Source organism: Micromonospora sp. BRA006-A (genome assembly GCF_033433935.1).
In the GTDB taxonomy this organism is placed as follows: Bacteria; Actinomycetota; Actinomycetes; order Mycobacteriales; family Micromonosporaceae; genus Micromonospora; species Micromonospora aurantiaca.
In genome coordinates, this window is record NZ_JANCLW010000001.1 from 2,119,588 (window position 1) to 2,143,656 (window position 24,069).

22 protein-coding genes and 3 pseudogenes are annotated in these 24,069 nt (G+C 71.2%); 14 read left to right on the forward strand and 11 right to left on the reverse strand.

Going from position 1 to position 24,069, the window contains the following annotated elements; genetic code table 11:
• Nucleotides 1-14 precede the first annotated feature (14 nt).
• A pseudogene (locus NMK34_RS10165) lies at nt 15-149 on the forward strand (IS5/IS1182 family transposase); the annotation flags it as partial.
• A gap of 7 nt (nt 150-156) precedes the next feature.
• On the opposite strand, the gene NMK34_RS10170 reads toward NMK34_RS10165, so the two are convergent.
• Nucleotides 157-402 carry a hypothetical protein gene (locus tag NMK34_RS10170; protein ID WP_318333153.1) on the reverse strand — a complete coding sequence of 82 codons (246 nt, stop codon included), beginning with the start codon at nt 400-402 and terminating at the stop codon, nt 157-159.
• A 95-nt stretch (nt 403-497) separates the two neighbouring features.
• Between NMK34_RS10170 and NMK34_RS10175 the strand changes: the two genes are divergently transcribed.
• The 5 genes and pseudogenes from NMK34_RS10175 (at nt 498) to NMK34_RS10195 (ending at nt 5,445) form a co-directional block, all read left to right on the forward strand.
• The gene (locus NMK34_RS10175; RefSeq protein ID WP_318333154.1) at nt 498-2,057 is read left to right on the forward strand and encodes an acetolactate synthase large subunit; all 1,560 of its coding nucleotides are present in this window, start codon (nt 498-500) and stop codon (nt 2,055-2,057) included.
• A 787-nt stretch (nt 2,058-2,844) separates the two neighbouring features.
• Nucleotides 2,845-2,988 (forward strand): annotated as a pseudogene (locus NMK34_RS10180) (IS5/IS1182 family transposase); the annotation flags it as partial.
• A gap of 463 nt (nt 2,989-3,451) precedes the next feature.
• Nucleotides 3,452-4,663: a helix-turn-helix transcriptional regulator gene (locus NMK34_RS10185; RefSeq protein WP_318333155.1), complete on the forward strand. Its 1,212-nt coding sequence runs from the start codon at nt 3,452-3,454 to the stop codon at nt 4,661-4,663.
• 305 nt (nt 4,664-4,968) lie between these two features.
• Entirely contained in the window at nt 4,969-5,148 is a 180-nt protein-coding gene (locus NMK34_RS10190) for a hypothetical protein (RefSeq protein ID WP_071096076.1), read from the forward strand.
• A pseudogene (locus NMK34_RS10195) lies at nt 5,145-5,445 on the forward strand (hypothetical protein). The gene NMK34_RS10190 and the pseudogene NMK34_RS10195 overlap by 4 nt, the downstream one beginning before the upstream one ends.
• A gap of 297 nt (nt 5,446-5,742) precedes the next feature.
• Here NMK34_RS10195 and wrbA read toward each other — a convergent pair.
• Both wrbA and NMK34_RS10205 read right to left on the reverse strand, forming a co-directional pair.
• Complete coding sequence (wrbA, locus tag NMK34_RS10200; RefSeq protein WP_318333157.1) at nt 5,743-6,384, reverse strand: NAD(P)H:quinone oxidoreductase; 642 nt, start codon at nt 6,382-6,384, stop codon at nt 5,743-5,745.
• A gap of 48 nt (nt 6,385-6,432) precedes the next feature.
• On the reverse strand, nt 6,433-9,708 hold the full coding sequence (locus NMK34_RS10205) for a BTAD domain-containing putative transcriptional regulator (RefSeq protein WP_318333158.1): 3,276 nt from the start codon (nt 9,706-9,708) through the stop codon (nt 6,433-6,435).
• Nucleotides 9,709-9,933: 225 nt separating this feature from the next.
• Between NMK34_RS10205 and NMK34_RS10210 the strand changes: the two genes are divergently transcribed.
• Nucleotides 9,934-11,097: an MFS transporter gene (locus NMK34_RS10210; protein ID WP_318333159.1), complete on the forward strand. Its 1,164-nt coding sequence runs from the start codon at nt 9,934-9,936 to the stop codon at nt 11,095-11,097.
• Nucleotides 11,098-11,175: 78 nt separating this feature from the next.
• On the opposite strand, the gene NMK34_RS10215 is transcribed toward NMK34_RS10210, so the two are convergent.
• Both NMK34_RS10215 and NMK34_RS10220 read right to left on the reverse strand, forming a co-directional pair.
• On the reverse strand, nt 11,176-11,817 hold the full coding sequence (locus tag NMK34_RS10215; protein ID WP_318333160.1) for an alpha/beta hydrolase: 642 nt from the start codon (nt 11,815-11,817) through the stop codon (nt 11,176-11,178).
• Nucleotides 11,817-12,263: an epoxide hydrolase N-terminal domain-containing protein gene (locus NMK34_RS10220; protein WP_318333161.1), complete on the reverse strand. Its 447-nt coding sequence runs from the start codon at nt 12,261-12,263 to the stop codon at nt 11,817-11,819. Before NMK34_RS10220 ends, NMK34_RS10215 begins: the two co-directional genes overlap by 1 nt.
• A 248-nt stretch (nt 12,264-12,511) precedes the next feature.
• On the opposite strand from NMK34_RS10220, the gene ygiD reads away from it, so the two are divergent.
• Nucleotides 12,512-13,357 carry a 4,5-DOPA dioxygenase extradiol gene (gene ygiD, locus NMK34_RS10225; RefSeq protein ID WP_318333162.1) on the forward strand — a complete coding sequence of 282 codons (846 nt, stop codon included), beginning with the start codon at nt 12,512-12,514 and terminating at the stop codon, nt 13,355-13,357.
• A gap of 27 nt (nt 13,358-13,384) precedes the next feature.
• Complete coding sequence (locus NMK34_RS10230; RefSeq protein ID WP_318333163.1) at nt 13,385-14,212, forward strand: ABC transporter permease; 828 nt, start codon at nt 13,385-13,387, stop codon at nt 14,210-14,212.
• Between the two features lie 213 nt (nt 14,213-14,425).
• Here the strand turns inward: NMK34_RS10230 and NMK34_RS10235 are convergent, their stop codons facing one another.
• A complete protein-coding gene (locus NMK34_RS10235) occupies nt 14,426-15,169 on the reverse strand; it encodes an alpha/beta hydrolase (protein WP_318333164.1) in 744 nt (247 codons plus the stop codon).
• Nucleotides 15,170-15,227: 58 nt separating this feature from the next.
• Here NMK34_RS10235 and NMK34_RS10240 point away from each other — a divergent pair, with 58 nt between their 5' ends.
• Nucleotides 15,228-16,187 carry a YafY family protein gene (locus tag NMK34_RS10240; protein ID WP_318333165.1) on the forward strand — a complete coding sequence of 320 codons (960 nt, stop codon included), beginning with the start codon at nt 15,228-15,230 and terminating at the stop codon, nt 16,185-16,187.
• 6 nt (nt 16,188-16,193) lie between these two features.
• On the opposite strand, the gene NMK34_RS10245 is transcribed toward NMK34_RS10240, so the two are convergent.
• Complete coding sequence (locus NMK34_RS10245) at nt 16,194-16,571, reverse strand: nuclear transport factor 2 family protein (protein ID WP_318333166.1); 378 nt, start codon at nt 16,569-16,571, stop codon at nt 16,194-16,196.
• Between the two features lie 80 nt (nt 16,572-16,651).
• On the opposite strand from NMK34_RS10245, the gene NMK34_RS10250 reads away from it, so the two are divergent.
• The gene (locus tag NMK34_RS10250) at nt 16,652-17,419 is read left to right on the forward strand and encodes a helix-turn-helix transcriptional regulator (RefSeq protein WP_318333167.1); all 768 of its coding nucleotides are present in this window, start codon (nt 16,652-16,654) and stop codon (nt 17,417-17,419) included.
• 7 nt (nt 17,420-17,426) lie between these two features.
• Here the strand turns inward: NMK34_RS10250 and NMK34_RS10255 are convergent, their stop codons facing one another.
• The 3 genes from NMK34_RS10255 to NMK34_RS10265 form a co-directional block, all read right to left on the reverse strand.
• Nucleotides 17,427-18,575, reverse strand: coding sequence for an FUSC family protein (locus NMK34_RS10255; protein WP_318333168.1), 1,149 nt, complete (start codon nt 18,573-18,575; stop codon nt 17,427-17,429).
• Nucleotides 18,576-18,708: 133 nt separating this feature from the next.
• Complete coding sequence (locus NMK34_RS10260; RefSeq protein WP_318333169.1) at nt 18,709-19,347, reverse strand: response regulator transcription factor; 639 nt, start codon at nt 19,345-19,347, stop codon at nt 18,709-18,711.
• Nucleotides 19,344-20,564 carry a sensor histidine kinase gene (locus NMK34_RS10265; RefSeq protein ID WP_318333170.1) on the reverse strand — a complete coding sequence of 407 codons (1,221 nt, stop codon included), beginning with the start codon at nt 20,562-20,564 and terminating at the stop codon, nt 19,344-19,346. Before NMK34_RS10265 ends, NMK34_RS10260 begins: the two co-directional genes overlap by 4 nt.
• Before the next feature lie 172 nt (nt 20,565-20,736).
• Between NMK34_RS10265 and NMK34_RS10270 the strand changes: the two genes are divergently transcribed.
• The 3 genes from NMK34_RS10270 to NMK34_RS10280 all read left to right on the forward strand — a co-directional run bounded on the left by NMK34_RS10270 (nt 20,737) and on the right by NMK34_RS10280 (nt 23,394).
• Nucleotides 20,737-21,828, forward strand: coding sequence for an ABC transporter permease (locus tag NMK34_RS10270; RefSeq protein ID WP_318333171.1), 1,092 nt, complete (start codon nt 20,737-20,739; stop codon nt 21,826-21,828).
• Nucleotides 21,825-22,508: an ABC transporter ATP-binding protein gene (locus NMK34_RS10275; protein ID WP_318333172.1), complete on the forward strand. Its 684-nt coding sequence runs from the start codon at nt 21,825-21,827 to the stop codon at nt 22,506-22,508. The genes NMK34_RS10270 and NMK34_RS10275 overlap by 4 nt, the downstream gene beginning before the upstream one ends.
• 193 nt (nt 22,509-22,701) lie before the next feature.
• Complete coding sequence (locus NMK34_RS10280) at nt 22,702-23,394, forward strand: XRE family transcriptional regulator (RefSeq protein ID WP_318333173.1); 693 nt, start codon at nt 22,702-22,704, stop codon at nt 23,392-23,394.
• A gap of 40 nt (nt 23,395-23,434) precedes the next feature.
• On the opposite strand, the gene NMK34_RS10285 is transcribed toward NMK34_RS10280, so the two are convergent.
• The gene (locus NMK34_RS10285) at nt 23,435-23,998 is read right to left on the reverse strand and encodes a hypothetical protein (protein ID WP_318333174.1); all 564 of its coding nucleotides are present in this window, start codon (nt 23,996-23,998) and stop codon (nt 23,435-23,437) included.
• Nucleotides 23,999-24,069 lie beyond the last annotated feature (71 nt).

Genomic DNA, 24,069 nt, shown 5'->3' on the forward strand with positions numbered 1-24,069 from the left:
GCCCAGGTGACGAAGGCGAACGCGCGATCGCCACCCTCAAGACCTGGAAAATCCTGGTCAAGCTGCGCTGCTGCCCACGCCGAGCGACCGCGATCGTGCAGGCCATCCTCGTCCTGCACCGCGTCGAAGCCGACCGCCACGCAGGATGAAAATGGCTCAATAGATAAGGAAACCGTTGGGGGCGCGCTCCCGCATCAGGCTCAGCACATCGGTCCAGGGGGCACCGCGAGCCACCAAGGCGTTGAACGCAGTTGGGTCGTACGGCGGGACCGCTTCCTCGTACTGCCGCCGGAAGTCCTCGAATGGGCGGTCGACGCTGATGTCGAACCGGCGGGCCTGGTAGAGGCGTTCGGCAACGTGGTCCGGTCTCGTCGCCTCGACGTTCCTCTCTGCCTGGTTCAATGCTGCTCGAAGGTAACACCCAAAACGTCTTTTAGGGTTTTTAACTGGTTAGTCGGTTATTGTGCCGCAATGGGTTCAGGCGAGAGGGGTGCGGCGTGAACGGTGCGGAAGCACTGATGCGGACGTTGGTAGACGGCGGGGTGGAAGTGGTCTTCACGAACCCCGGCACCACTGAGTTGCACCTGGTAGGAGCGCTTGACTCGGTGCCGCAGCTACGTGGGGTGCTCGCCCTCTTCGAGGGTGTGGTGACCGGCGCGGCCGACGGTTATGCCCGCATCGCCGGCAAGCCGGCGGCAACGCTGCTGCACCTCGGCCCGGGTTTCGCCTACGGGCTGACCAACCTGCACAACAGCCGACGAGCCAACTCACCGGTGGTGAACATCGTCGGCGACCACCCGACCTACCACAACGCCGTCGACCCACCCCTGGCCTCCGACATCGCCGCCCTGGGCGGTTGGCTGCGCGGTCCCGTGCGCCGCCCGGAGAACCCCGCGGGCGCGGGGACCGACGCCGCCGCGGCCCTGGCCGACGCGGTGGAGCCACCAGGACAGATCGCGACCGTCATCATGCCGGCGGACGTCTCGTGGTCCGACGGCGCAGCGGTGGGCGTTCCTGCCGCCGCACAGCCCGCGCCCGCGGTCGCTGCCGACGTCATCAACCAGGTCGCGCAGCTCATCCGTGGCGGCGACACCGCTGCCCTGGTGATCGGAGGACCCGCGCTGCGGGAGGCCGGTCTCTGCGCGGCGAGCCGTATCGCCGCCGCCACAGGCGTGCGCGTCCTGCAGGAGCTCTACTCCAACCGGGTCGAGCATGGGGCAGGTCTACCCACGTTCCCCCGGCTGGGCTTCTATCCCGACCAGGCCCTCGAACAGCTGGCCGGGGTACACCATGTCATCACCGCAGGCGCGAAAGCGCCCGTGGCCTTCTTCGCCTACTCCGACAAGCCCAGCTGCCTCGTTCCCCCGGACGCGACGACCCATGTGCTCGCCGAGGTGGGCCAAGACGCCGAAGCCGCGCTCACGCAACTAGCCGACCTGGTCGCCCCCGAGACGACAGCCCGCGTCACCGAACCCCGACGCCCGCAACTGCCCACCGGCCCTCTCACCCTACAGAGTTGGTGCGACGTCGTCGCCGCGCTGCTACCCGAACGAGCGATCGTCATCGACGAGAGCGTCAGCTCGGGCACCGCGCTCGCCCACGCCACCGCCGGCGCTCCCCGCCACGACGTACTCATGCAGACCGGCGGCGCCATGGGCGACGGAATGCCGCTCGCCGTCGGCGCCGCCGTCGCCGCCCCCGACCGACCGGTGGTGGCCCTGATCGCCGACGGCTGCGCCATGTACACGCCCACCGCGCTCTGGACTCAGGCACGTGAGCAACTGAACGTCACCACCGTGATACTCGACAACCACTCGTACGCGATCCTGCGCCAGGAATGGAACTACTACAGCCGGCGTCCCGGCACCGGCGACCCGGACACCAACCCGCAGTTCGACCTGACCAATCCCGCGATCGACTTCGTGCGCCTGGCGGAGTCCTTCGGGGTACCCGCCACCCGCGCCACGACCGCCGAGGAACTCACCGAACAACTGGCCAACGCCCTCGCCGAACCCGGCCCACACCTCATCCAGGCTGTGATCCCGCCCGCTGCCTGACCACCGGACGAACTCTCGACCGCCGCGTCGGCGATCCAACGTTTCGCGCGCAGCCCGTACCGACTGTCCAGGCCGCCTCGAACGCGGGTCGCTGGGGTCGCGGGGCACGCGGACCGAGCGAGACGCACCGTCGCGAGAGCTCCGCACACCGTCCTGCTATGGCATTGGCGGCGTCGGGGTCACCGGCGCGGCGGTTGCTGCTCACGTGCATAGCCCTCCGGTAGGCGGCCAGCGCTCCTCTTGCCGCCATATCGCCGAGTCGATGCAGGCGTCCTGCCTGGCGCAGAACCGGGAATTCCAACACTTCCGATATCTGACGTTGCCAGCAGGCGGTGGCCTCTTCGGCGGCCCGAAGTATCAGCGCCTGCGGCTAGGGTCCGTGGCGGGGGGTTTGCGCTCAGGCCGAGGCGGATGCCGATGGACTGGCCGTCTGGTATGACATCAGAGTTGGCCCTGCACGTGCTGGCCGTCGACGGTGCCGTCGGCTGGTCATATCCACGCCGGATGAGGGACGAGGAGGCTGCGGAGCTTGTCATCGATCGCTTGCTCCGAGCGTTGGCTGCGCAACTGGACGCGTCGGGGAGTCCGGCTCTGGCGGCCGGTGCGGTCGAGGCGCTCGTCGACTTGAGCAGAGCCCAGGCCGATGTCATCTTCGGCCAGGGGGGTCATCTGGTTCACTACGGCGCGGACACCGAACCGCTGAAGACTCTTATCGGTGCGATCGCGGCCATCCAACGCGATGAGGTTCCGGCAGATGCTGTGGTCAAGCCGGGTGACAAAGTGCGACTACCGCCAACGCCACGCCGTGGAGTGCGGCATCAACCAGCTCAAACAACACCGCGCCATGGCCACCCGCTACGACAAACTCGCCGTGCGCTACGAAGCCACCCTGACCATCGCCGCCATCAACCAGTACCTCCGAGCCTTATGAAACACGGGCTAGTGGGGTGCGTGGCCGCCTTTTCTACCTGACGATGGTGGCTGGGGGCGTGGTGGCGGCCGCGGTCGGACTCATGGTCGCTCTGGGTTACGTAGAGCAGCCAGGACCCTTCAACGAGGCGTTGTTGGGGGCGATCGGCGGCGGGATGACGGGGGCGGGTTTCCGGCGCTGGAGGAAGTACCGCTCGCCGGGCCTGGGGCACACCCGGGGCACAAGACGGCGTGAAGCCTTGGCGACCAGCGACCAATGATGTGAGGCCGCGACGTGGCGCGGCCAGCGCGTCGAGCAAGCCAGCGCAGGTGAAGTGGACGCACGTCTAGGTTGGAGCCAACACGAGGGCTCCAGGCAGCGTGCCGGTGTGTTCGGGGTTATGCGGCCGCAAGCAGGTCGGTAGCGTTGGTGCCACGGCGGCCAAGAGGCCGGTGGCGCATCCCGCGCTATGAGGAGGTTCGGGATGGAATCCTTGCCGGAGCTGACCTTCGGGCAGCGGCTGAAGGTCTACCGGGAGCGGTCCGGGAAGACCCGCGCGGTGCTGGGTGGGCTGGTGGGGCGTAGCGCCGAGTGGGTCAAGGCGGTGGAGACCGATCGGATTCTGCCTCCGCGCATTCACATGCTGGATCGCATCGCGCGTGCGCTGAAGGTCGACGTTTCGGCCCTGGCCGGCGAGTTGAGCGACCGGTCCGCTGTGGTGAACGGTCCGGAGCATCCGGCGCTGGCGTCGGTGCGGGACGCCGTGAACCGTGTCGTGCTCGCCGACGATGCTGAGCCGGAGTCGTTGGCCGGTTTGCGTGAGCGGCTTGCGATGGCGTGGCGAGCGCGTCATCAGGCGTCCGATCACCGGACGGTGCTGGGTGGGCTGCTGCCGAGACTTCTGCACGACGTGCAGCGGGCCGCGCTGGTGTACGAGGGCGTCGAGCGTCGGCAGGCGCAGTCGCTGCTGGCGGAGACGTTCGGGTTGACGCAGATGTTCCTTGCGTACCAGCCGGCTGCCGAGTTGTTGTGGCGGGTTGCGGACCGGGCGATGGTGGCGGCGCAGGATTCCGGTGACCCGGAGGCGTTGGCCCTCGCGGCATGGTTCCTGTGCCAGGTGCATCGGGACGCCGGGGACTGGGACACCGCCATGGTGGTGACCCAGGATGTCCTGTCGGCTCTGGAGCCGAGGGCAGCCGACGCGGGCACGAATCTGCTGGCGTTGTGGGGTGCGCTCAACTTCGAGGCCGCCTACACCGCCGCGCGTGCCGGCGAGGAAGGCCGGGCCTGGCGGTACTGGGATCGGGCGGACCGGGTGGCGCAGCGTCTGCCCGAGGATTTCTATCAGCCGCAGACGTCGTTCTCCCGGGTCATCATGGGCGCCCACGCGGTGACGGCGGCGGTGGAGTTGCAGAAGTCCGGTGAGGCGGTACGGCAGGCGCGCCGCCACGACTCGGCGGCCATCCCGTCGAGGCCGCGCCGGGCACGCCATCTCATCGAGGTGGCGCGGGCGCACTACGGCAAGGACGACAAGGAAGCGGCCGTGACGACGCTGCGGAAGGCGTACGAGTCGGCCCCCGAGACGATCCGCTTCAACGGGTACGCCCGCCACATCACGTTGGACCTGCTCGACGGCCCACGCTCCACCCGTGACGACGCCCGTGACCTCGCGGTCAAGGTCGGGCTGCTCTCCTGATCCAGGGGTAGGAACCCTACCCGTTCCGCTCCGCGACCCACCGTAGCGTCCTGCTCACGGGATGCGGCGGGCGGTGCGGCTATCGCCTGGTCGCCGCGTCCCCCTCAGAACCGAGGGAGGGTGCGTGCGGCGCGTCTCGTATGACGAATACCTTTCTGCCACCGCGCTGACTCTTGCTCGCAGGCACCGGCCGGTGTGGTCGTGGCGGCTCTGGCGGCGCATCTGCCGCTGTGGTCCGACCTGCCCTGCCGCGCCCGGCACCGGATACCGATCAATCGGGGCCACTGGCCGTCGGAGGGTGAGCAGTGACCAGCGAGCAGGAACAGGCGATCGTCGCGGTTCACGTACGAGGGCTCGACGGCATGTGTGCCGGGTGCCGGGCGTGGTGGGCGCGGCTGACTCCGTACCCCTGTTGGCAGGTGGAATGGGCGACGAGCCGGCAGGCGCGGGCGACCACCGCGCGGTTCCTGGAGGGTGTGCGGTGACCACCCACGGCCCGGTCATGCCGGTCTGGAGCTGCGGTGGCTGCGACCTGCCCTGGCCGTGCCCGACCCGCAAGCGCGAGCTGCGCGCGGAGTACGAGGATGCTCCGGTGTCGCTGGCCCTCTACCTCGGCAGCTATCTCGTCCAGGCCACCGAGGACATGCCCTCGACGCCGGCCGGCGTGCTGCACCGCCGTTTCCTCGGCTGGACCAGGGCGGCCGACCAGCCCATGCCAGCAGTGATGTACAGCAACCGTGCCAGCCGAACCGAGCCGGGCAGCGCGTGATCAGACCGTCTGACCTCATATCAAGCTGATCCGATCGGCTCGCTGGAATGCGCTGGATCGAGTCGGGATTCCAGGGGCGCGAGGTCGGCGACCCGTGGGGTGACCGGCGAGACGAGCGGTGGTTCGTCGGGCCGGAGGAGACCGGGCCGACCTGCTGGCCGCGCTGCGCGCGCAGGGCCGGCACACGCGGGCAGGCGGCCCGACCGGCGAGTAGACAAGCCACCGGCACCCCGTTGAGCGATGTTCGACATGACCTGTCGTGCCTACCGACGAATCCGCCCGGGTGTTGTCCTGCTCCCGCCGCCGGGCCTCACCCGAGCCGGCTGTCCGCGCGGGCGGCGGCGACAGCGGCTGCCATCCGGGTCAGGCGTGCGCCCTGGAAGCAGGCCGTCTCGAGGACAGCTTTGACGTACTCGGGATCCCGGCCGGCGCGGCTCTCCACCAGGCTGACGCCGTACGGGTTTCCGCCGGCGGCGTGAGCGGTGTCGTAGTTCAGGTAGCCCGTGGGCAGGATGATCGACCCCCAGTGGTGGAAGGTCTGGTAGAGGCTGAGCAGGGTCGCCTCCTGGCCGCCGTGTTCCTCATAGGTGGCCGTGAAGCCGGTCGCCGGCTTGTCGGCCAGTTCCTCCGCCTGCCACGGGACGGTCGTGGTGTCGAGAAACTGGCGCAGCTGGGAGCAGATGTTCCCGAAACGGGTCGGCGTGCCGAAGGCGTACCCGTTGGCCCACCGGAGGTCGTCCAGGGTGGCGACCGGGATGTCGGCAGTGGCGTCGAGGTGGGCTCGCCACTGCGGCTTGGCATCGATGACGTGCTCCGGCGCCAACTCTGCCACCCGGCGCAGGCGGACCTCCGCGCCGGCGTCCGCGGCTCCGTCGACAAAAGCCTGCGCGAGCCGGTGCACGGTGCCGGTGGCGGAGTAGTAGATGACGGCGATCCTGGCATCGGTCTGCATGGTGCCTCCTGGTTCGGCTCGGTTCTCGGTCAACCGTGCCGAGCAGGCTTACCGTTCGCTGACGATCCCCTTACCGACGCCGCTGAACGGCTGTTCGTCGAGGTCGAGCTGCGCGCCGCGGCTCATCTCGGCAGTGAGTTCGTCGCTGCCGAGCGCCTCCCGGAGGCGGACGGTGATGCGCTGGACGTCGTGTTGCTCGCCGGGAGGCAGCGGCGCTCCGGCGGCCTCGCGCAGCGTCCGTGCCGCGGCGAGCAGCCGCGCGGCGGGGCGGCTGCCACCGCCGAGGCTGATCGCCCCGGCCAGGCCCTCGAGAGCCAGGGCGATCGCCCGTTGATCCCCGGTGGCGCGCGCCGCGTCGAGCGACTCACGGTGATGGCGCTCGGCGAGGACGGCATCACCGCGGTGCTCCGCGATGAACCCCAACTCGGCCAGCGCGAGCGCGCAGCCCGGCAGGAAGCCGGCGCGGCGGTTCCAGTCGAGCAGATCCCGCTGCTGGGTCTCGGCGGCGTCGAGGTCGCCCCGCCGTCGCGCGATCATTGCCAGGCCCGTGCCGGCGAAGGCGACGGCGGAGGGGCTCGACTGTTCCCGGGCCACCTGTAGCGCGCGGTCGTGACTGACGGCGGCCTCGTCGAGGTCGCCTCTCAACATGGCGAGCCGGCCGATGCATGCGAGCTGCCGGGACACCGACGTCCACAGCCGCAGGTGTTCGGCGATGCGCAGCGCCTCCCGATAGCGCGTGGCGGCGCGATCGTAGTCGCCGTGGATCTCGGCCAGGGTTCCCAACAGGCTCGTCGGATGCACCTGTCCCCAGCGGTCGCCCACCTGCTCGAACAGCGACCGGCTGGTCTCGCAGTCACGCTGCGCGGCGGGCAGGTCGCTGCGGAGTACGAGCGCGAGGTCCGCCCGGATGGCGCAGGCGGCGGCGATGCCCCACCGGTCCCCGCCGTCGCGGAACGCCGCCAGCGCCGCGTCGACCAGGACGGCGGCCTCGCCCGGATCACCGGAGCCGAGCATCATGGAGGCGAACAACCACTGCGCGAACGCCTTCTCCGGCCCCTCGGTGTCCTGGTAGCTCTCCAGGATCCGCTGCCGGGGAGCGGCCGGATCGCCGTCCCGGGTGGCGAGAGCGGCAAGCCACATCTCCGCATGTCGCCGCAGGCCGTCCGGCGCGACGTCGTCCTCGCTCCTCGGGACGATGTCCAACGCCGTTCGCAATGACCGGCTCACCTCCCCGAACCGACCCCGGAGCAGGCGGTACCAGGACAACGAGGTGGCGAGCGCCAAGCCCACGCGGGCCTGACCGTCGGTGGCGGCGACGTCGAGTGCCGCCCGGAGGTTTGCGTTCTCGGCGTCGAGCTCGCGTAGCGCGCGACTCTGATCGTGACCACGTAGCCGTCCGGCGGCCTGCTCGGCGAGACGGGCGAAACACGTGGCGTAACGGCGACGAGTCGCGGGCAGTTCGGCGGCGCGGTCGAGCTGTTCCAGACCGTAGGCAGCCACCGTCTCCGGCAGCCGAAAGCGTCGCTGACCCTCGCCGTGCCGCACCATGACCAGCGATCGGTCGATCAGGCGTGCCAGCACATCGAGGATCTCGTCCGATGCCACCTGCCCGCCCCCGCACACCTGCTCGGCGGCGGCCAGGGTGGCGCCGTCGGCGAAGACCGCAAGCCGGCGCAGCACCGCGCGTTCGGGAGGCGACAGCAACTCCCAACTCCAGTCGATCACGGCGCGAAGCCCCTGCTGACGCGGGGGCGCGGTGCGCCGGCCGGATGACAGCAGCCGGAAGCGGTCGTCGAGCCGTGCCGCCAGCTCGCCCGGGTCGAGAACGGCCAGGCGGGACGCGGCCAGTTCCAGCGCCAGCGGTACGCCGTCGAGACGCCGGCAGACGACGGCGACCGCATCCGCGTTCCGCTGATCGACGGTGAACCCCGGCTCGGTGGCGCGGGCGCGGGCTACGAAGAGCCGAACCGCCGGAGCCTCGGCGACCTGCCGCGCGCCGGCTCCGGGGTCCGGCAGGCCCAGCGGCGGCACCGGAAAGACGACTTCGCCGGGGATCCCGAGCGGCTCGCGGCTCGTCGCCAGGATGCGCAGGTCGGCCGCGGCGCCGAGAAGTTTCTCGGTCAGTTGAGCGACCGGCGCCACCACGTGTTCGCAGTTGTCGAGCAGCAACAGCATTCGCCGGCCTCGCAGCGCGGCGACCAGCCGGTCCATCGGCTCGCGCGGTGATCGATCACCGGGCGGCCCGGGCGGGCCGTCGTCCCGGATCTCGAGCGTCGCCGCCACCATGTCGACGATCTCGGCGCAGGTCGCGTGGTCGCCGCAGTACGGCTGGCCGGCCAGCTCGACGAGCCATACCCCAGCGGGGAACGTGTCACCCAGCGCACGAGCGGCCTCGATCGCCAACCTGCTCTTCCCCACCCCACCCAGACCGGTCAGGGTCACCAGCCGCTCGTTCGTCAGCCGCTCCCGCACCGCCTCGACGGCCGCGTCGCGCCCGATCAGCCCGCCGTACGGACCAGGCGACAGAGGCGCCGGCAGATTGGTCCGGGCCGGAGTCGACGCCGGTGCCGGCGGCTGGAGAGCGGGATCCTGGCGCAGGATCGCCCCGTGCAGCTCGACCAACTCCCTGCCGGGATCGATGCCGAGTTCGTCGCGCGCCTGCCGACGGAACTGCTCGTAGGCGAACAGCGCCTCATGCTGGCGTCCCGAGCCGTACAGGGCGCGCAGGTGCGCGGCCCGTAGTCGCTCACGCCACGGGTGGCGTGCGACCAGGTCGGTCAGTTCCCCGGCGAGCAGGTGGTGCTCACCGAGATCGAGCCGGGCTTCGGCCAGCTCCTCCAGCGCGGTCAGGCGCTGGTCGTTGAGCCGCTCGACCGCTTGGCGGACGAATCGCTCGTCGCTGAAGTCGGCGTACGGGGAACCGCGCCACAGCGACAGGGCCTCCGTCAGCGTCGCCGCCCGCACAGCCGGCTCCCGCTGCGCGCCCGAACGTACCAACAGAGCGGCGAAGCGACCGGCGTCGACAGATTCCGACGGCGTCCGCAGCCGGTAGCCGGCTTCACCGGACTCGACCAGCGCACGGCCACCCGCCTCGCCCGCCCCCAGTGCGCGGCGCAGCTGCGACACCTTGGTCTGGAGCGCCCCGAGCGCGTTGCCGGGTGCCTCGTCACCCCAGAGATCCTCGATCAGCCGGTCGGCGGTCACCGGGCGCCCCTCGTGAACCAGCAGGTCAGCCAGCAGACCACGCACTTTGAGGCCGGGCACGGTGACAGGTGTGCCGTCCGACGTCCACACCGCGACGTCGCCCAGCACTCCGAACCTCATCGCTTCACACTAGCCAGCCGGCTGTCCCGCCCCGCGAACGTCCGCCGACCGACGGTCTGCTCACCGGGAAGCGGCGCGGGGTCACCGACGCGTACGTCAGACGGCCGTCAGCCGGTGGTAAGGAGCCCCGGGCACGCTGAACCGAGCCGACACCGGAGGAACGACATGGATCAGCTACAGCGGCGCCGAGCCGCTTCCCGCCACAGGTTGCTCGCACCAGGGCGGGTGGCCACACCCTGGCTCGCCCTGCTGGCCGGTCCGCTGTCGTTCGGGATTGCCGCACCGGCACTGCTGCTCGACGACCTGGCGCGCGCAACGGGTAGCGGGGAACAGGCCGCGACCGCCGGTGTGACCGCCTTCGGCTGGGGGATCGCGTTGGGGACGCCGCTGCTGGCGGCGCTGCTCGCCCGTCGCGGCGTACAAGCGGTCCTGACCGTCGCGTCCGCGCTGGTGGCCGCGGGGACGCTCATCCTCGTGCTGATCCCGAGCGTGCCGGCGATGGTGGCCGGTGCGGCGGTGCAGGGACTGGGGTCTGCCGGACTCACCGTGACCGCGATGAAACTGGCCGACTCGGCCCGGCAGATGGGCGTGGTCGCCGCGTCGCTGGCGGTCGTCGGGGCCACCGGTCCGCTGACCGGGGCACTGATCGCCGACCTCTCGTCGTGGCAGGTGGCGCTGGCGTTGCCGCTGCTGGCGGTGCTCGCCGTGCCCGCGGCTCGCCGCGGCACCACCTCAGCGGACGCGGTGCCGGCGCCATTCGATTTCTTCGGGATGACCATCCTGGCCATGCTGGTCACCGCTGCCGTCCTCATTCCGCACCGGCCGCTGGTGGCCGGCCCGGCCACCGTCGTACTGCTGCCTCTGCTGGTGTTCTGGATGAAGGTCCGTCCGGACGGCTTCCTGCCTGCTGCGGTGGCACGGAACGGCCGGTTCCTCGCGGCGTGCGCGCTGGCCTTCGCGCTGGGAGTGGGGAACTTCGCCCTGCTCTACGCCGCGCCGGAACTGCTGCGACAGCACGCGGGATGGGCAGGCACCCGGAGCGGGATCGTGCTGCTGGCGCCGTACCTGATCGGCGGCATCGGCTCCGGGTTCCTGGTCGCGGCATCCGTGCGAGTGTCACGCCGCGTCGCGGCCGCCACGTTGCTCGTCACCGGCGCCGCCGCGCTACTGCTGGCGGCGGTCACCACCGCCGTACCGCTGCTGCTCGCGGCGATGACGCTCGGCTCCCTGGCCGCCGCGACCGGCCAAGGCGTACTCGCCCTGCACGCGGCCGGCGTCGTATCCGCCTCCCACCGGGCCGAAGCACTCGGTCTGTTCAACCTCGCCTACCTGCTCAGCGTCGCGATCGGACCAGTGGTTGCCGTGACGCTCTCGCACCCGACCGCTTGAGGGCCCCGACGCGCAGTTCACCGTCGGCCGCCTCGGCGTCGTGGCCTGCGTGGCGCGGCGTTCGGTTGGGCTTCTGGATCAGCGCAGCGCGTTGAAGAAGGCGCGCAGGTCGGCAGCGAGCAGGTCGGGCTCTTCCTGGGCGAGGAAGTGGCCGCCGACGCTGGGCTCGCGCCAGTGGGTGAGGTTGGCGTAGGTGCGTTCGGCGAACGATCGGGGCAGGCCGGCGTCCTCCACGCTGACAGTGATGCCGGCGGGCACGTCGACCATCGGCAGATGCGGGGCCAGGTGGTCGTCACGGTAGGGCCGGAAGGACGTGCCGATGCAGTTGGTGACCCAGTACAGCATCACGGTGGTCAGCAGCTCGTCGAAGTCGAACCGGCGGGAGATGTCGCCGCCGCAGTCGCTCCAGCGCTGGTACTTCTCGACGATCCACGCGGCCAGGCCGGACGGCGAGTCGCTCAGCGCGGCCGCAAGGGTGTCGGGCCGTGTCTCCTGGAGGAATCCGTAGCCCCAGTCGTCCTGGGCCTTCGCGTCGAGCTTGGCGACGAACGCCTCCTCGGCCGGGCTGAGGTCGTCCCTGCGGTCCGCTGGCGGGAACTTGATGTGCTGCGAGAAGACCCCGATGACCCGATCTGCGTGGCGGGCGCCGAGCCACGTCGTCACGCCGGAGCCGATGTCGCCACCGTAGGCGCCGAAGCGGTCGTAGCCCAGACGGGTCATCAGCTCGGCCCACACGTCCGCGACGGCCGCCTCGGTCGTCGGGCCTCGGCGAGCGGTCCGGAGAAGACGAAGCCGGACAGGCTCGGTATGACGAGGTCGAAGTCGGCGAGCCGGGACACCAGGGGCAGCATCTCCGTGTACGTGCCGGGCCAGCCGTGGGTGAGGATCAGCGCCGTGGCGTCGGGCGATGCCGAGCGGACATGAACGAAGTGGACCGGCGTGCCCCGGATCGTGGTGACGAACTGGGGGTACCGGTTGAGGGCACGCTCGACCGCACGCCAGTCGAATCCGTCGAGCCAGTACCGCACCAGATCTGCCAGGTATCCAGGGTCGGTGCCGGCGGCCCACGGCTCTCCTGGTGCGGCCGGCGCGAGCCTCGTCCGCGAAAGCCGAGCCCGCAGGTCGTCCAGGACGGCTTCGGGTACGTCGATGTGGAAGGGCGTCACCCGATCATGCTCCCATCGCCAGGAGTCACTGGGCAGCCGCCCGAACGGGCAGGCTGCCGCACGGCGATCGGCAGCCACGATCCGGGAGACTCGATCACCGATCCCCGGAGGAGCGTGATTCCGGCCGGAACCGCTGCCAGGTGGCACTATCGTGACCCTCAGGTCCGGCAGGCCGCGCCGTACGAACCGGTCCTCCAGGGAGGGAAGTTCACGTGCCTTCAGACGTACATCCGGGCTTGGATGTCTTGATGCCTGCGGCGTTCCTGGGCCACGGCAACCCGATGAACGCCCTCGAGGTCAACCGGTACACCTCCGCATGGAAAGCCTTCGGCGCGGCGGTGCCGCGTCCCCGCGCGATCCTGGTCGTCAGTGCCCATTGGTACATCAACGCCACGGCGGTCACCGCGATGCCCCGGCCGAGGACCATTCACGACTTCTACGGGTTCCCTCAGGAGCTGTTCGAGGTGCAGTACCCGGCGCCGGGGCTGCCCGAGCTGGCTGAGGAGGTCAGCGACGTCGTCCATCCGACCTGGGTCGGGGCGGACGTCGACAGCTGGGGCATCGACCACGGCACGTGGTCGGTGCTGCTGCACGCCTTTCCGGACGCGACGATTCCCGTCGTCCAGCTCAGCATCAACGCCGACAAGCCGATGGACTACCACCTTCAACTCGGCGCCCGGCTCGCTCCACTGCGCCGACGCGGCGTGCTGATCGTGGCGAGCGGCAACGTCGTGCACAACCTGCGCGGCATGGACTGGGCGCTGGCCGACGACGGCTTCGACTGGGCGCGACGCTTCGACGAGGACGCCAAGGCCCGGATGTTGACCGACCCGGGCGAGTACGCGACCCTCGACGCTCACGGGGACTTCCGTCGTGCGGTACCGACGCCGGATCACTTCATCCCCGCGTTGTATCTCGCCGGTCTGGCCGCCGCCACGGACACCCCCGACACCGAGGTCCTCGTCGACGGCTACGCCTACGGCTCGTTGTCCATGACGGCCTACACCCTGGGCATGTCCTGTCCACCGGCTGCCGGCCGGGGCGGATCCCCGCAGCCACCGCCCGGGCTGCCACCGGACGGCTCCAACATCTGAGCAAGCGCCGGCTGGTCGAATGCTCCCATGGATCAAGGTGCAGTCGCGGTGGGTCCGGCGCTCGCCGCCGTACTCGTCGCTCTTGTGCTCGTCGCCGTGGCAACGGTGCGGGCCGGTCGGCTCGGCCACGCCCGTGGCATCGCCACGGCGGCGCTTCGCGCGGTGGTGCAGTTGTGCGCCGTGGCGCTGCTCATCACTGCCGTCCTGCGGTCGTGGTGGGCCAGCATCGGGTTCATCACGCTGATGATCCTGGTCGCGGCGGCGACCTCCGCGCGCCGGGTCAGCTCGCTTCGCCTCGGCTGGCCGGTGCTGGCGCCGATCGCGGCCGGCGCGCTCCCGGCCTGCGCCCTCGTCGTGGCCTCCGGCACGGTGCCGCTGACCGAGGTCGCGGTCGTTCCGATCGCCGGGATCCTCATCGGCGGGGCGATGACCGCTACCTCCCTGGCGGGCCGCCGCGCGTTGGACGAGCTTCGCGACCGCCACGGCGAGTACGAGGCGGCCCTGGCGTTGGGCCTCGTGCCGCGGGATGCGGCGCTGGAGATCTGCCGGCCCGGCGCGGGGCAGGCACTGATGCCCGCGCTGGACCAGACACGCACCGTGGGCCTGGTCACCCTCCCCGGCGCCTTCGTCGGCGTGCTGCTCGGCGGCGGCACACCCGTCGAGGCCGGGGCAGCCCAGCTACTGGTCCTGGTCGCGCTCCTGGCCGTCGAGGCGATCGCCGTCGCGGTGACCGTCGAACTGGTCGCCAACGGACTGCTTCGCCGACCGGGCCCGGCCGTCCAGGTCCCGCTTCGACGTCCGACCGCCCGGCCGGGAAAGAACCCGAAGACGGGATGGAGCAGCGACGCGAGCTGATCCGGGTGACGCCGATTGCGGGAGTGGTTCGGTCAATCCTTGTGGGCCCGCTCGGCCGCGGCACGGTCGCTCGCCACGATGAGGTCGAGCAGTTTCCTTGCCCAGCCCGGCCGGGACCCGGACGCGACCGCGCCGGTCGACATCGGACCTGTCCGATGGTTCCCCCGTGCCGGTGCCCGGGTGACCTGGGTGCGGTCGCCCGGGCACCGCGGGCTATGCCGTCGGCCTGGCTTCGTGCAGGATCCGGGCCAGCTCGGCCGGCCGGCTGAGCATCGGCCAGTGCCAGGTCGGCAGTTCCTCGTACCGCCACGAATCGCTGGCCATGTGCCGGCACAGCGGCATGGTGGCGGCCATCTCGCGTGCCTGCTCGGCGGTGAAGCTCGACAGCACGCCGAGGCGGGGCAGCTTCTCCCACGCCCCGGTGAGCCGCACCGGGGTGATGGCAGTCGCCCACGGCTGGGCCACCGACCGCTCGCCGAGCAACGCGACGACCGATTCATCCACGTCTGCTGCTCCCGCCGCCAGCTCGGCCCACGGCGGGGGCGGCAGCCGCCAGCCGTCGCCGTGTTCGGCGACCAGCGCCGCGTTGCGTTCACGCTCCGGCGGCGGGCTGAAGTCCTCGTTCGCCGCCCCGTCGGGCAGCGGGCCGGTGTCGACGAAGACCAGTTGGGCGAAGCGGTCGGTCATGCGGTCGGCAACGGCTGTCGTCACGACCGCGCCGGCGTAGCTGTGCCCGACGAGGACCACGTCGTTAAGGTCCTCGTAGCTCAGCAGGTTGACCACGTCGGTGACGTGGACGTCGAGGTCGGTGTCCGGGCGGGCCAGGTGGGCGCGCTCGCCCAGGCCGGTCAGGCTCAGCGGGTACACCTCGTGGCCGTGCGCGCGCAGGGCGGCGGTGACGGGGCGCCAGGCCCATGCGCCGAGCCAGAACCCGGGAACCAGTACGAATGTCGTCATGCGAGACACGCTACGATCAATACCGGACAGGTTCCGCCCGGATTGGAAGTGGGGATCAGTGACCCGGCCGACCGCGCGCGTACTGGCGTTGCTGGAGATCCTCCAAGCCGGCGGCGGCTTCACCGTCGCCGACCTGGCCGGCCGGCTGGGCGTCGACGAGCGCACGGTCCGCCGATACGCCGCGCATCTCGCCGACCTGGGCATCCCGGTCGAGGTCCGGCGCGGTCGCTACGGCGGATACCGGCTCGCGCCCGGATACAAGCTGCCGCCACTCATGCTCACCGACGAGGAGGCGGTCGCCGTCATGCTCGGGCTCGTCGCCGCCGGCCGGGCCGGGCTGGTCACCGCCGAAGGCGCGGCCGCCGAGAGCGCGACCGCGAAGATCCGCCGGGTGCTGCCGGCCCTTCTCGCCCGGCGGATCGATTCGCTGCTGGAGACCGTGGACTTCACCGCACGGGTCCGCAAGACCGCCCCGCCCGGCATCGAGGTGCTGCTGGTGCTCGCCGAAGCGGCCCGACATCAGCAACCGGTGAGCATCACCTACACCACCTGGCGCGGCGAGTCCGGCGAGCGCCGGCTCGACCCGTACGGGCTGGTCTTCCACGCCGGCCGGTGGTACGTCACCGGCCACGACCACCACCGCCGGGCCGTACGGACGTTCCGGCTCGACCGCATCGGGACCGCCCACCCCACCCCGGGCAGGTTCGACACCCCGGCCGGCTTCGATCCCACCACGCAGGTACTCACCGGTCTGGCGGCAGTGCCGTACGCGCACGACATCTCCGTGGTGCTGCACACAAGCCTGGAGCAGGCGCAGCGACGGATCCCGCAGTCGGTCGGCACGCTCACCGAGGTTCCCGGCGGAGTGCGCCTCACCGCCCGGGCAGAACGGCTCGACGGCGCGGCACAGATGCTCGCCGGACTCGGCTGGTCGTTCACGATCGACCGGCCGGAGAAACTCAAGGACGAGGTACGGGCCCTGGCTGCCCGACTGCTCGCCGACGCCGACGCTCGGTAGAGGTGGTCAGACCCACCACGCGAGGTTGGCGGTCACCTGGGCCACCGGCTCGATGATCTCCCACGCCTCGGCGATCAGCCCGTCGTCGATCCGCCAGATGTCGACGACCGCGATCTCCGGTCCTGCGCCGGGAAGCCAGCGCCGCGAGTACATCACGACGTGATCGCCGTCGGCCAGCACCTGATGGATCTCGACCTGCATGCCGGCGAGCGGTACCAGCGCGGCGCGAACGGCGGCGAGCCACTCCACCTTTGTCGAGGTGGTTGAACCCGGCCTGTGGTGGACGAAGTCGTCACTCAGGAACCGGGCGAGCGCATCGACGTCGCCCGTCTCGATCAGTCCTGCCAGCGCCCGTTGGACGATGCTCTTGTTCGCCATGGTCATGGATGCAGTGTTCGCGTGACCGCTCCGGCTGTCGATGAACTCGGATTTCATGGCGTCCGGCGCGACGATGAGTACGCTCCATGACCGTGCACACGGTCGGGGAACTCCTGCGGCAGTGGCGGCAGCGCCGGGGACTCAGCCAACTGGATCTCGCGATAGCTGCGGAGGTCTCGGCTCGTCACGTCAGTCTGGTCGAGACCGGTAAGTCCAAGCCGAGCCCCGACATGATCCTGCGACTCGCGGATCAGCTCCACGTGCCGCTGCGTGATCGCAACCGGCTGCTGCTCGCCGGGGGCTTCGCACCCCGGTACGCCGAGCGGTCGCTCGACCACAACGCGCTGTCAGCCGTCCACGACGCTGTCCGGAGGGTGCTCCGCGCGCACGAGCCCTACCCGGCGGTGGTCTTCGATCGCCGGTGGAACATCGTGATGACCAACCGCGCCGTCGAGCCGTTCTTCGCGCAGGTGGCTCCTGACCTGCTGCGGCCGCCGGTCAACCTGGTACGGCTGGGACTGGATCCGCGCGGTCTCGCGCGCATGGTCGTCAATCTGGCCGACGTGCGCGCGGTGTTCCGCAGCCGGATCTCACGCCAGCTCGCCACTGCTCCCGACCCTGAGCTCACCGCACTCTACGAAGAGCTGCTGGCGCCCGAACCGGAGGATACGCCGGGTCAGCGGATCGAAGCGGACGTCGTGATACCGATGATCCTTCGCGTCGGCGGACGGGAGCTGCGGCTGTTCTCGACCATCACCACCTTCGGCACCCCGATGGACATCACGATCGACGAGATCGCGATCGAGTCCTACTACCCGGCCGATGCGGAGAGCGCCGCCTACTTCACGACGTAGCGTCCTGTCAGCCGCTGGCAAGTCGGCTCCGATGGCCGACGGCAGCCGGGTGTCCTGCCCGGCTCAGGCCGAGCGCCTCGTCCACCCGGTCCAGCACCGCCACGTCGTCGTGGCCGACGCCGCGCAGCAGGTCGATCGCTGTCGCCCGGATCTGCCCGACGATCATGGTGACCGGCAGCGGTGGATCGGTCCGCAGCAGGCCCGCGGCGATCCGGACCGCCTCCAGCGCCGCCGCGTCGGCCCGTCGCGCGTGCCGGTCGGCGTCGGCGCCGGTGAGGTCGTGGGCCATGGCCTCACCAGCCGACCGTACGGCGGAGGTCAGCGCGCCGATCGCGGCGGCCAGCTCCGGCGGCGTGGCGGTGTGCCGGCGGGTCAGGGTCACGCCGGCCCGGGCCAGCACCCGGATGTTGCGGGCGGCGTAGTCGAGCTGCCGCAGTGTGGCCTCCACCTCGGCGAGCTTGCCCAGGTGCCGGCGGCGCAGTCCCAGCCGCAGCGTCTCGCCGGTGGCGAGCACCGCGGCCTGCATCTCGGCGACGCAGTCGTCCACCTGCCGCGCCCGGTCCAGCGCGGCGCGGGCGGCGTCCTCGTCGCAGCCCTTCAGTGCCGCGTTGACCTGGTCGAGCAGGTCGGCCAGGTCGGTGTAGCTGCGCCGGGCCTGGGCCACCAGCGGTGCCAGCGGATCGCGGGCGGCCATCAGCTGGCTGGCGGCGAGCGCCACGGCGCCGCCGATGAGTGCGTCGACGAAGCGGAACGGCATCAGCGTCCCGTTCGGCGCGGAGACCACGACCAGGTACATGGCCGAGACGCTGGCCTGCACGACCAGGGCACGGCGGGCCCCGATCACCACGAGCGTCGTGGTGGTGAGCAGCAGCACCAGCAGGACCGTCTCGGTGCCCGGGCCCAGCGCGTACACCAGCAGCTCCGCGACGAGCACGGCGGCTGCCACGGCGAGCAGGATCTCGACGGTCTGCCGCAGTCGTCGCCCGCGGGACTCGCCGAGCACGACGAGCGCGGCGGTCGGCGCGAAGAACGGGTCCGGGTGACGGATCACCAGCGCCGCCACGATCCAGGCGACCACAGCGGCGGCGGTCAGCTCGACCACTGTCATCCCGTCGCTGCGTAACCGCGTGGCGGCGTCGCGTACCCAGGTCCGCACCGGTCGTCCCCCTCTCGCCGGGCGGACCGGGACCGGCCGCCGATCGATCTTCCGCGAGGAGGCCCACTACCCCGGCTGTGACCTGCTCAATCGCCGACGCCGGTAGCCGGCGTGGCCGACGACCCGCCCGGGGTCAGCGGCGGATGAGGCCGAGTTCGGTGGCGGTGGCGACGGCGGCGGTACGCGACTCGACGCCGAGCTTGGCGTAGATGCGGGCCAGGTGGGACTTGACGGTGCCCTCGGTCAGGTGGAGCCGGGTGCCGATGCTGTGGTTCGACAGGCCGTCGGCGACCAGGGCGATGACCTCGGTCTCGCGTCGGGTCAGGGCCGTGCCCGGCGTCCGCAGGCGGTTCATCAGGCGGTGCGCGACGGTGGGCGCCAGCGTGGTGCGCCCGGCGGCGGCGGTGCGGACGGCGGCGGCCAGATCCTCGGGTGGGGCGTCCTTGAGGAGGTAGCCGGTGGCGCCGGCCTCGATGGCGGGCAGGGTGTCGGCGTCGGAGTCGTACGTGGTGACGATCAGCACACGCGGCCCATCCGGGCGGGCGGTGATCCGGGCGGTGGCTTCGGCACCGCCCATGCCCTTCCCGAACTGCAGGTCCATCAGCACGACGTCGATGTCGCCTGCGGCGGCGCGGGTGACTGCCTCCTCGGCGGTGGCGGCTTCGGCCACCACGACCAGGCCGGGTTCGGTTTCCAGCACGGCGCGCAGCCCGGCCCGTACGACCGGGTGGTCGTCGGCCAGGAGGAGGCGGATGGGAACGTCGTCGGTCACGGGCGGCCCTCGGGCTCGGTGCTGGTGGGCGGGGTGAGGGGAAGCTCGGCGGTCACGGCGGTGCCCCGGCCGGGCGCGGATGCGACGGCCAGGGTGCCGCCGAGGGCGGCCATGCGGGCACGCATGGCCGCCAGGCCGAAGCCGCCGCCGTCGATGTCGGGAGCGGGCAGGTCTTCCGGGTCGAAGCCGCGCCCGTCGTCGGCGACGTGAAGGACGATGCGGTCGCCGAGATGACTGAGCGTGATCTCGGCGGTGGCCGCCTGGGCGTGGCGGAGCGTGTTCGCGACTGTGGACTGGGCGATACGCAGGAGCGCCACCTCGTGGGCGGTCGGCAGCGACACGGGGTCGCCGACGAGGTGGAAGCGGGCGGTGAGGCGGTGGCGGGCGCTGGTGGTGGTGCACAGGCGTTCCAGAGCGCCGGCCAGGGTGGTGCCTTCCAGGGCGGGCGGGGTGAGCGCGGCGACGAAGCGGCGGGCCTCGGCGAGGTTGTCCACGGCGACCTGACGGGCCGCGTCGACGTGACCGGAGGCGGCACCGGGCCGGCCGGGCAGGGCGCGCTCGGCGGCGCGCAACAGCAGCTGGATGCTCGACAGGCCCTGAGCGAGGGTGTCGTGGATCTCGCGGGCCAGACGCTCGCGCTCGGCGAGTACGCCGGCGGTGTGCTCGGCCCGGGCCAGCTCCGCCCGGGTGGCGGTGAGTTCCTCGATCAGCTGCCTGCGCTGCTCGCTCTCCCGATACAGGGCCTGGTACCCCCACACCACCCCGACGGCGACGGCGGCGCCGAGCGCAGGACCGATCACCGTGGCCGGGGTGAACGAGCCGGTGTGGGCGCCGAACCCGGCGACGGCCGCCACGGCGGTGACGATCACGGCGGCCAGACCGGCCCGGCGCGGCAACAGGTGGAGCTGGAGGAAGTACAGCGGGAACGCCACCCAGATCGCGTCGGGGGTCAGGCCCAGCAACACCAGCCACACGGCGCCGACGGCGGCCAGCCACCACGCGGCGGCCCGCCGCGAGCGCCGGATGCGGGGGAGGAGCGGCCCGATGGCGTACGCCAGACCGCACGCCACCGCCACCGCCACGATCGATCCGGCGTGGGGCCGGTCGTCGGCCACCGCCCGGCCCGCGGCCAGGACGAGCAGGCCGATGATCAGCAGGTGCAGGCACCAGGCCAGGGCTCGGGTGGTCGGGGTCAGGGCAGGGGCAGCGGTGCTCACAGTGCGTCCCACGTTACCGACGCCGGCGGCCCCGGGGCCTCTATCGAAAGTTAGAACCCGGGCGCCGTCCTTCGGCCCGCGAAGTGCCGCCCTACGCCAGACGCGGACACCGGCGCCGGCCGCGATGGTGGAGTCGTACCGCTTCCACCGCCGGAAAGGACAGGCCGCTGCCGTGTTCGTCGCCTGGAGAGACCTGAAGTTCGCCAAGGGGCGCTTCGCCCTGATGGGAACCGTCATCGTGTTGATCACCCTGCTGGTCGGGCTGCTGTCCGGGTTGACGGCCGGACTGGGCCGGCAGAACATCTCCGCCATCACCGGCCTGCCCGCCGACAGGATCGCCTTCCAGGCCCCCGGCGAGGGCCAGGACGTGTCGTACTCCAACTCCACGGTCACCGAGAAGCAGTGGCAGCAGTGGGCCGAGGCCCCCGGAGTGACCGGCGCCGAACCGCTGGGCATCACCACGACCAGGGCCACCGCCGGAAACCGGAGCGCCGGGGTCTCCGCCTTCGGCGTCCGGCCCGGCTCCCGCCTGGCCCCCGACAGCGGCCGGATCGACGACCAATCGGCGGTGCTGTCCACCAGGGCCGCCGACGACCTCGGTGTGCAGGCCGGCGACTCCGTCACCCTCGCCGGGCAGCGACTCACAGTGGCGGCCGTACGCGGCGACGCCTCCTTCAGCCACACCCCCGTGGTGTGGATCAGCCTGGGCGTGTGGCAGAAGAGCGCGCCTCCGACCGGCACCGGTGACGGCGGCCCGACGGCCACCGTCGTCGCCCTGACCACCACCTCGGACGCCGATCCGGGAGCCACCGACCGGCAGGCGGGCACCAGGACGGTCTCGGTCTCCGACTCGCTGTCCGCGATCGGCTCCTACACCTCCGAGAACGGCTCGCTGCAGCTGATGCGCGGCTTCCTGTTCGCCATCTCCGCCCTCGTCATCGGGGCCTTCTTCACCGTCTGGACCATCCAGCGCAGCGGCGACGTCGCAGTGCTCAAGGCGCTCGGCGCCCCCACCGCCAACCTCCTCAAGGACGCCCTCGGACAGGCCGTCGTCCTGCTCGTCGGCGGCACCCTGCTCGGCACCGGCATCGCCGCCGCGCTCGGCGCCCTCGTCGCCGGGTCCACGGTGCCGTTCCTCCTCACCCCGGTGACCGTCCTCCTTCCCGCGGCCGTGATCGTCGTCCTCGGCGCCCTCGGAGCCGCTCTGGCCATCCGCCGCATCACCTCCGTCGACCCGCTGACCGCCCTGGGGAGCGCCCGATGAGCCTTAACCTGACCGACATCACCCTCACCTACCCCGACGGCGAGGGCCGCCTGACCGCCCTCGACCGCGTCACCCTGGACGTACCCAAGGGCAGCCTGACCGCCGTGATCGGCCCCTCCGGCTCCGGCAAGTCCAGCCTCCTCGCGGTCGCCGCGACCCTCATCACCCCCGACTCCGGCACCGTCACCATCGACGGCACCGCCACCACCGGGATGCCGCGGGGCGAACTCGCCGACCTGCGCCGTCACAAGATCGGCGTCGTCTTCCAGCAGCCCAACCTGCTGCCCTCCCTCACCGCCGCCGAGCAGCTCCAGGTGATGGCCCAGATCGACGGCCGCCCACCGGCCAGAGCCCGTACCCGCGCCGTGGAACTCCTCGACGCGGTCGGCCTCGCCGGCCAGGCCGACCGCCGGCCGCACCAGCTCTCCGGCGGCCAGCGCCAGCGCGTCAACATCGCCCGCGCGCTGATGAACGACCCCACCGTCCTGCTCGTCGACGAACCCACCAGCGCGCTCGACCACGAACGCGGCGCCGCCGTCATCGAACTGATCACCCGCCTCACCCACCAGCAGACCACCGCCACCGTCCTGGTCACCCACGACCGCACGAACCTCACCGCCGTCGACCAGATCGCCGAAGTCCACGACGGCCGACTCCACCTTCCGGCACAAGCCCGCTGAGGTACGGCCGATGGGAGGGACTGATGTGTCTCCGAACGGGTGGGAGCTGACTGGGCTGTCCGGACCGTAGGCTGGGACTGTGCGGACACTGCCGACGTTCGCGGTCCAGGTGAGGCGACTGGCCGAGCTGCGAGGCATCGGCGTCAGCTCCCTGGCCCGTCGGGCGGCCGTTCCGGAGCCGCTGATCACGGCGGTGCTCGACGGCACCGAACCGGGCCCGTCACTGCTGCGCCGGCTTGCCCCCGCACTCGGCCTGCACGCCGGCGATCTGTTCGTCATCGCGGGCCGGCCCGTGCCTCACGACCTCGCTCCGCTGGACCCAGCCGCTGCCGACGGCATCGCTTCGCTGTCCTGGTCCCTGACGTATCTGCCGCGGGCCGTACGGGAACTGCACCAGCTTGTGCGGTCGTTGCCCCAGCAGCCCCGCCCGGAGCCGTCCTCGGCACCGCGGTATCAGCAGTACCCGAACAATCCCGGCGGCCTGATGCTGCGCCTGCTGCACAACCGCAACCTGAACTGGTTGGGCTCCGCCAAGTACCTGTTCGGCATCGGCTGCCGCGACATGCTGTCGGCGTCGACGATCGGCATGATCGGCCGCGGCACGAAGACCTTGACCCCGGACCTGCTCGTCGGGTTCGCCGCATTCCTCGACATCTCGCCCGACGACCTCGGCGCGCTGACCGGCATCGACCTGGCCGACGACCGTCCGCCGGTCCATCCGGACGCAACCGAGGTCGCCCAGCTGATCTGGAACGCCCGCCGCCTGACCGTCGGCCAACTCCAGGAGGTCCGCGATCGAGCACACGCCATCCGCCACGGACGCGCCGACGAACTCAGCCCTGACCGGCGATGCGCCTGCCCCGGACGTCCCTCGCCGGCGACCTGAAACGCGCGGCAGCGCCTGCGGGCGTGGGTCAATCCGTCGCCTATGCGCAGTAGTCGCAGCGGCCCGACGCGGGCAATTCGGTGTGGCAGGTCGGGCAGCGCGGTCGAGGCGCAGGCTCCGTAGCAGCCCTGCGAGCTGCCCGGCGCTCGGCCACCTCCTTGGTCAGCTCAGGTCGGCCGCCATCGGCAGGCAGGCCGACAGCGTCGTAAGCTCGGTAACACAGCAGGCGATGCCCGGCGGCGTAAACCTCGATATCTTCGCCCGGAAGGTCCACAACGGACTTCGGTGCCCTGGCATATCCCCCACCTATCGTCCCGTCCTGACGGACACACAGCGACGTAAGCGGCGGCTCACCGGCGGCTTTCGCCAAGATGGCAACCTCTTCCAGGAGTTTCCCGATCCAGTTGGTCAGCAGCATGCGCGTGCGGATGCCTGACCGCTCCTGCACGAGGTCGCCGAGCTCCTTGTACTTGATGACGTCGTTGTACCGGCGTGCCCTCGTGACCAACTCCTCGTGGGCGAGCGGTACCCACGTTCTGAGCGCTTCCACGAACGCTACGGGGGAGTTGTCCGCGACGCGATAGGTGCCTGGCTTCGTCGTCACACCCTGACCCTATGGCTCTCGGCAGTCGAAGTCGAAGGTCGCCGCGAGGAGTCCGGTCACGAGCATGAGCA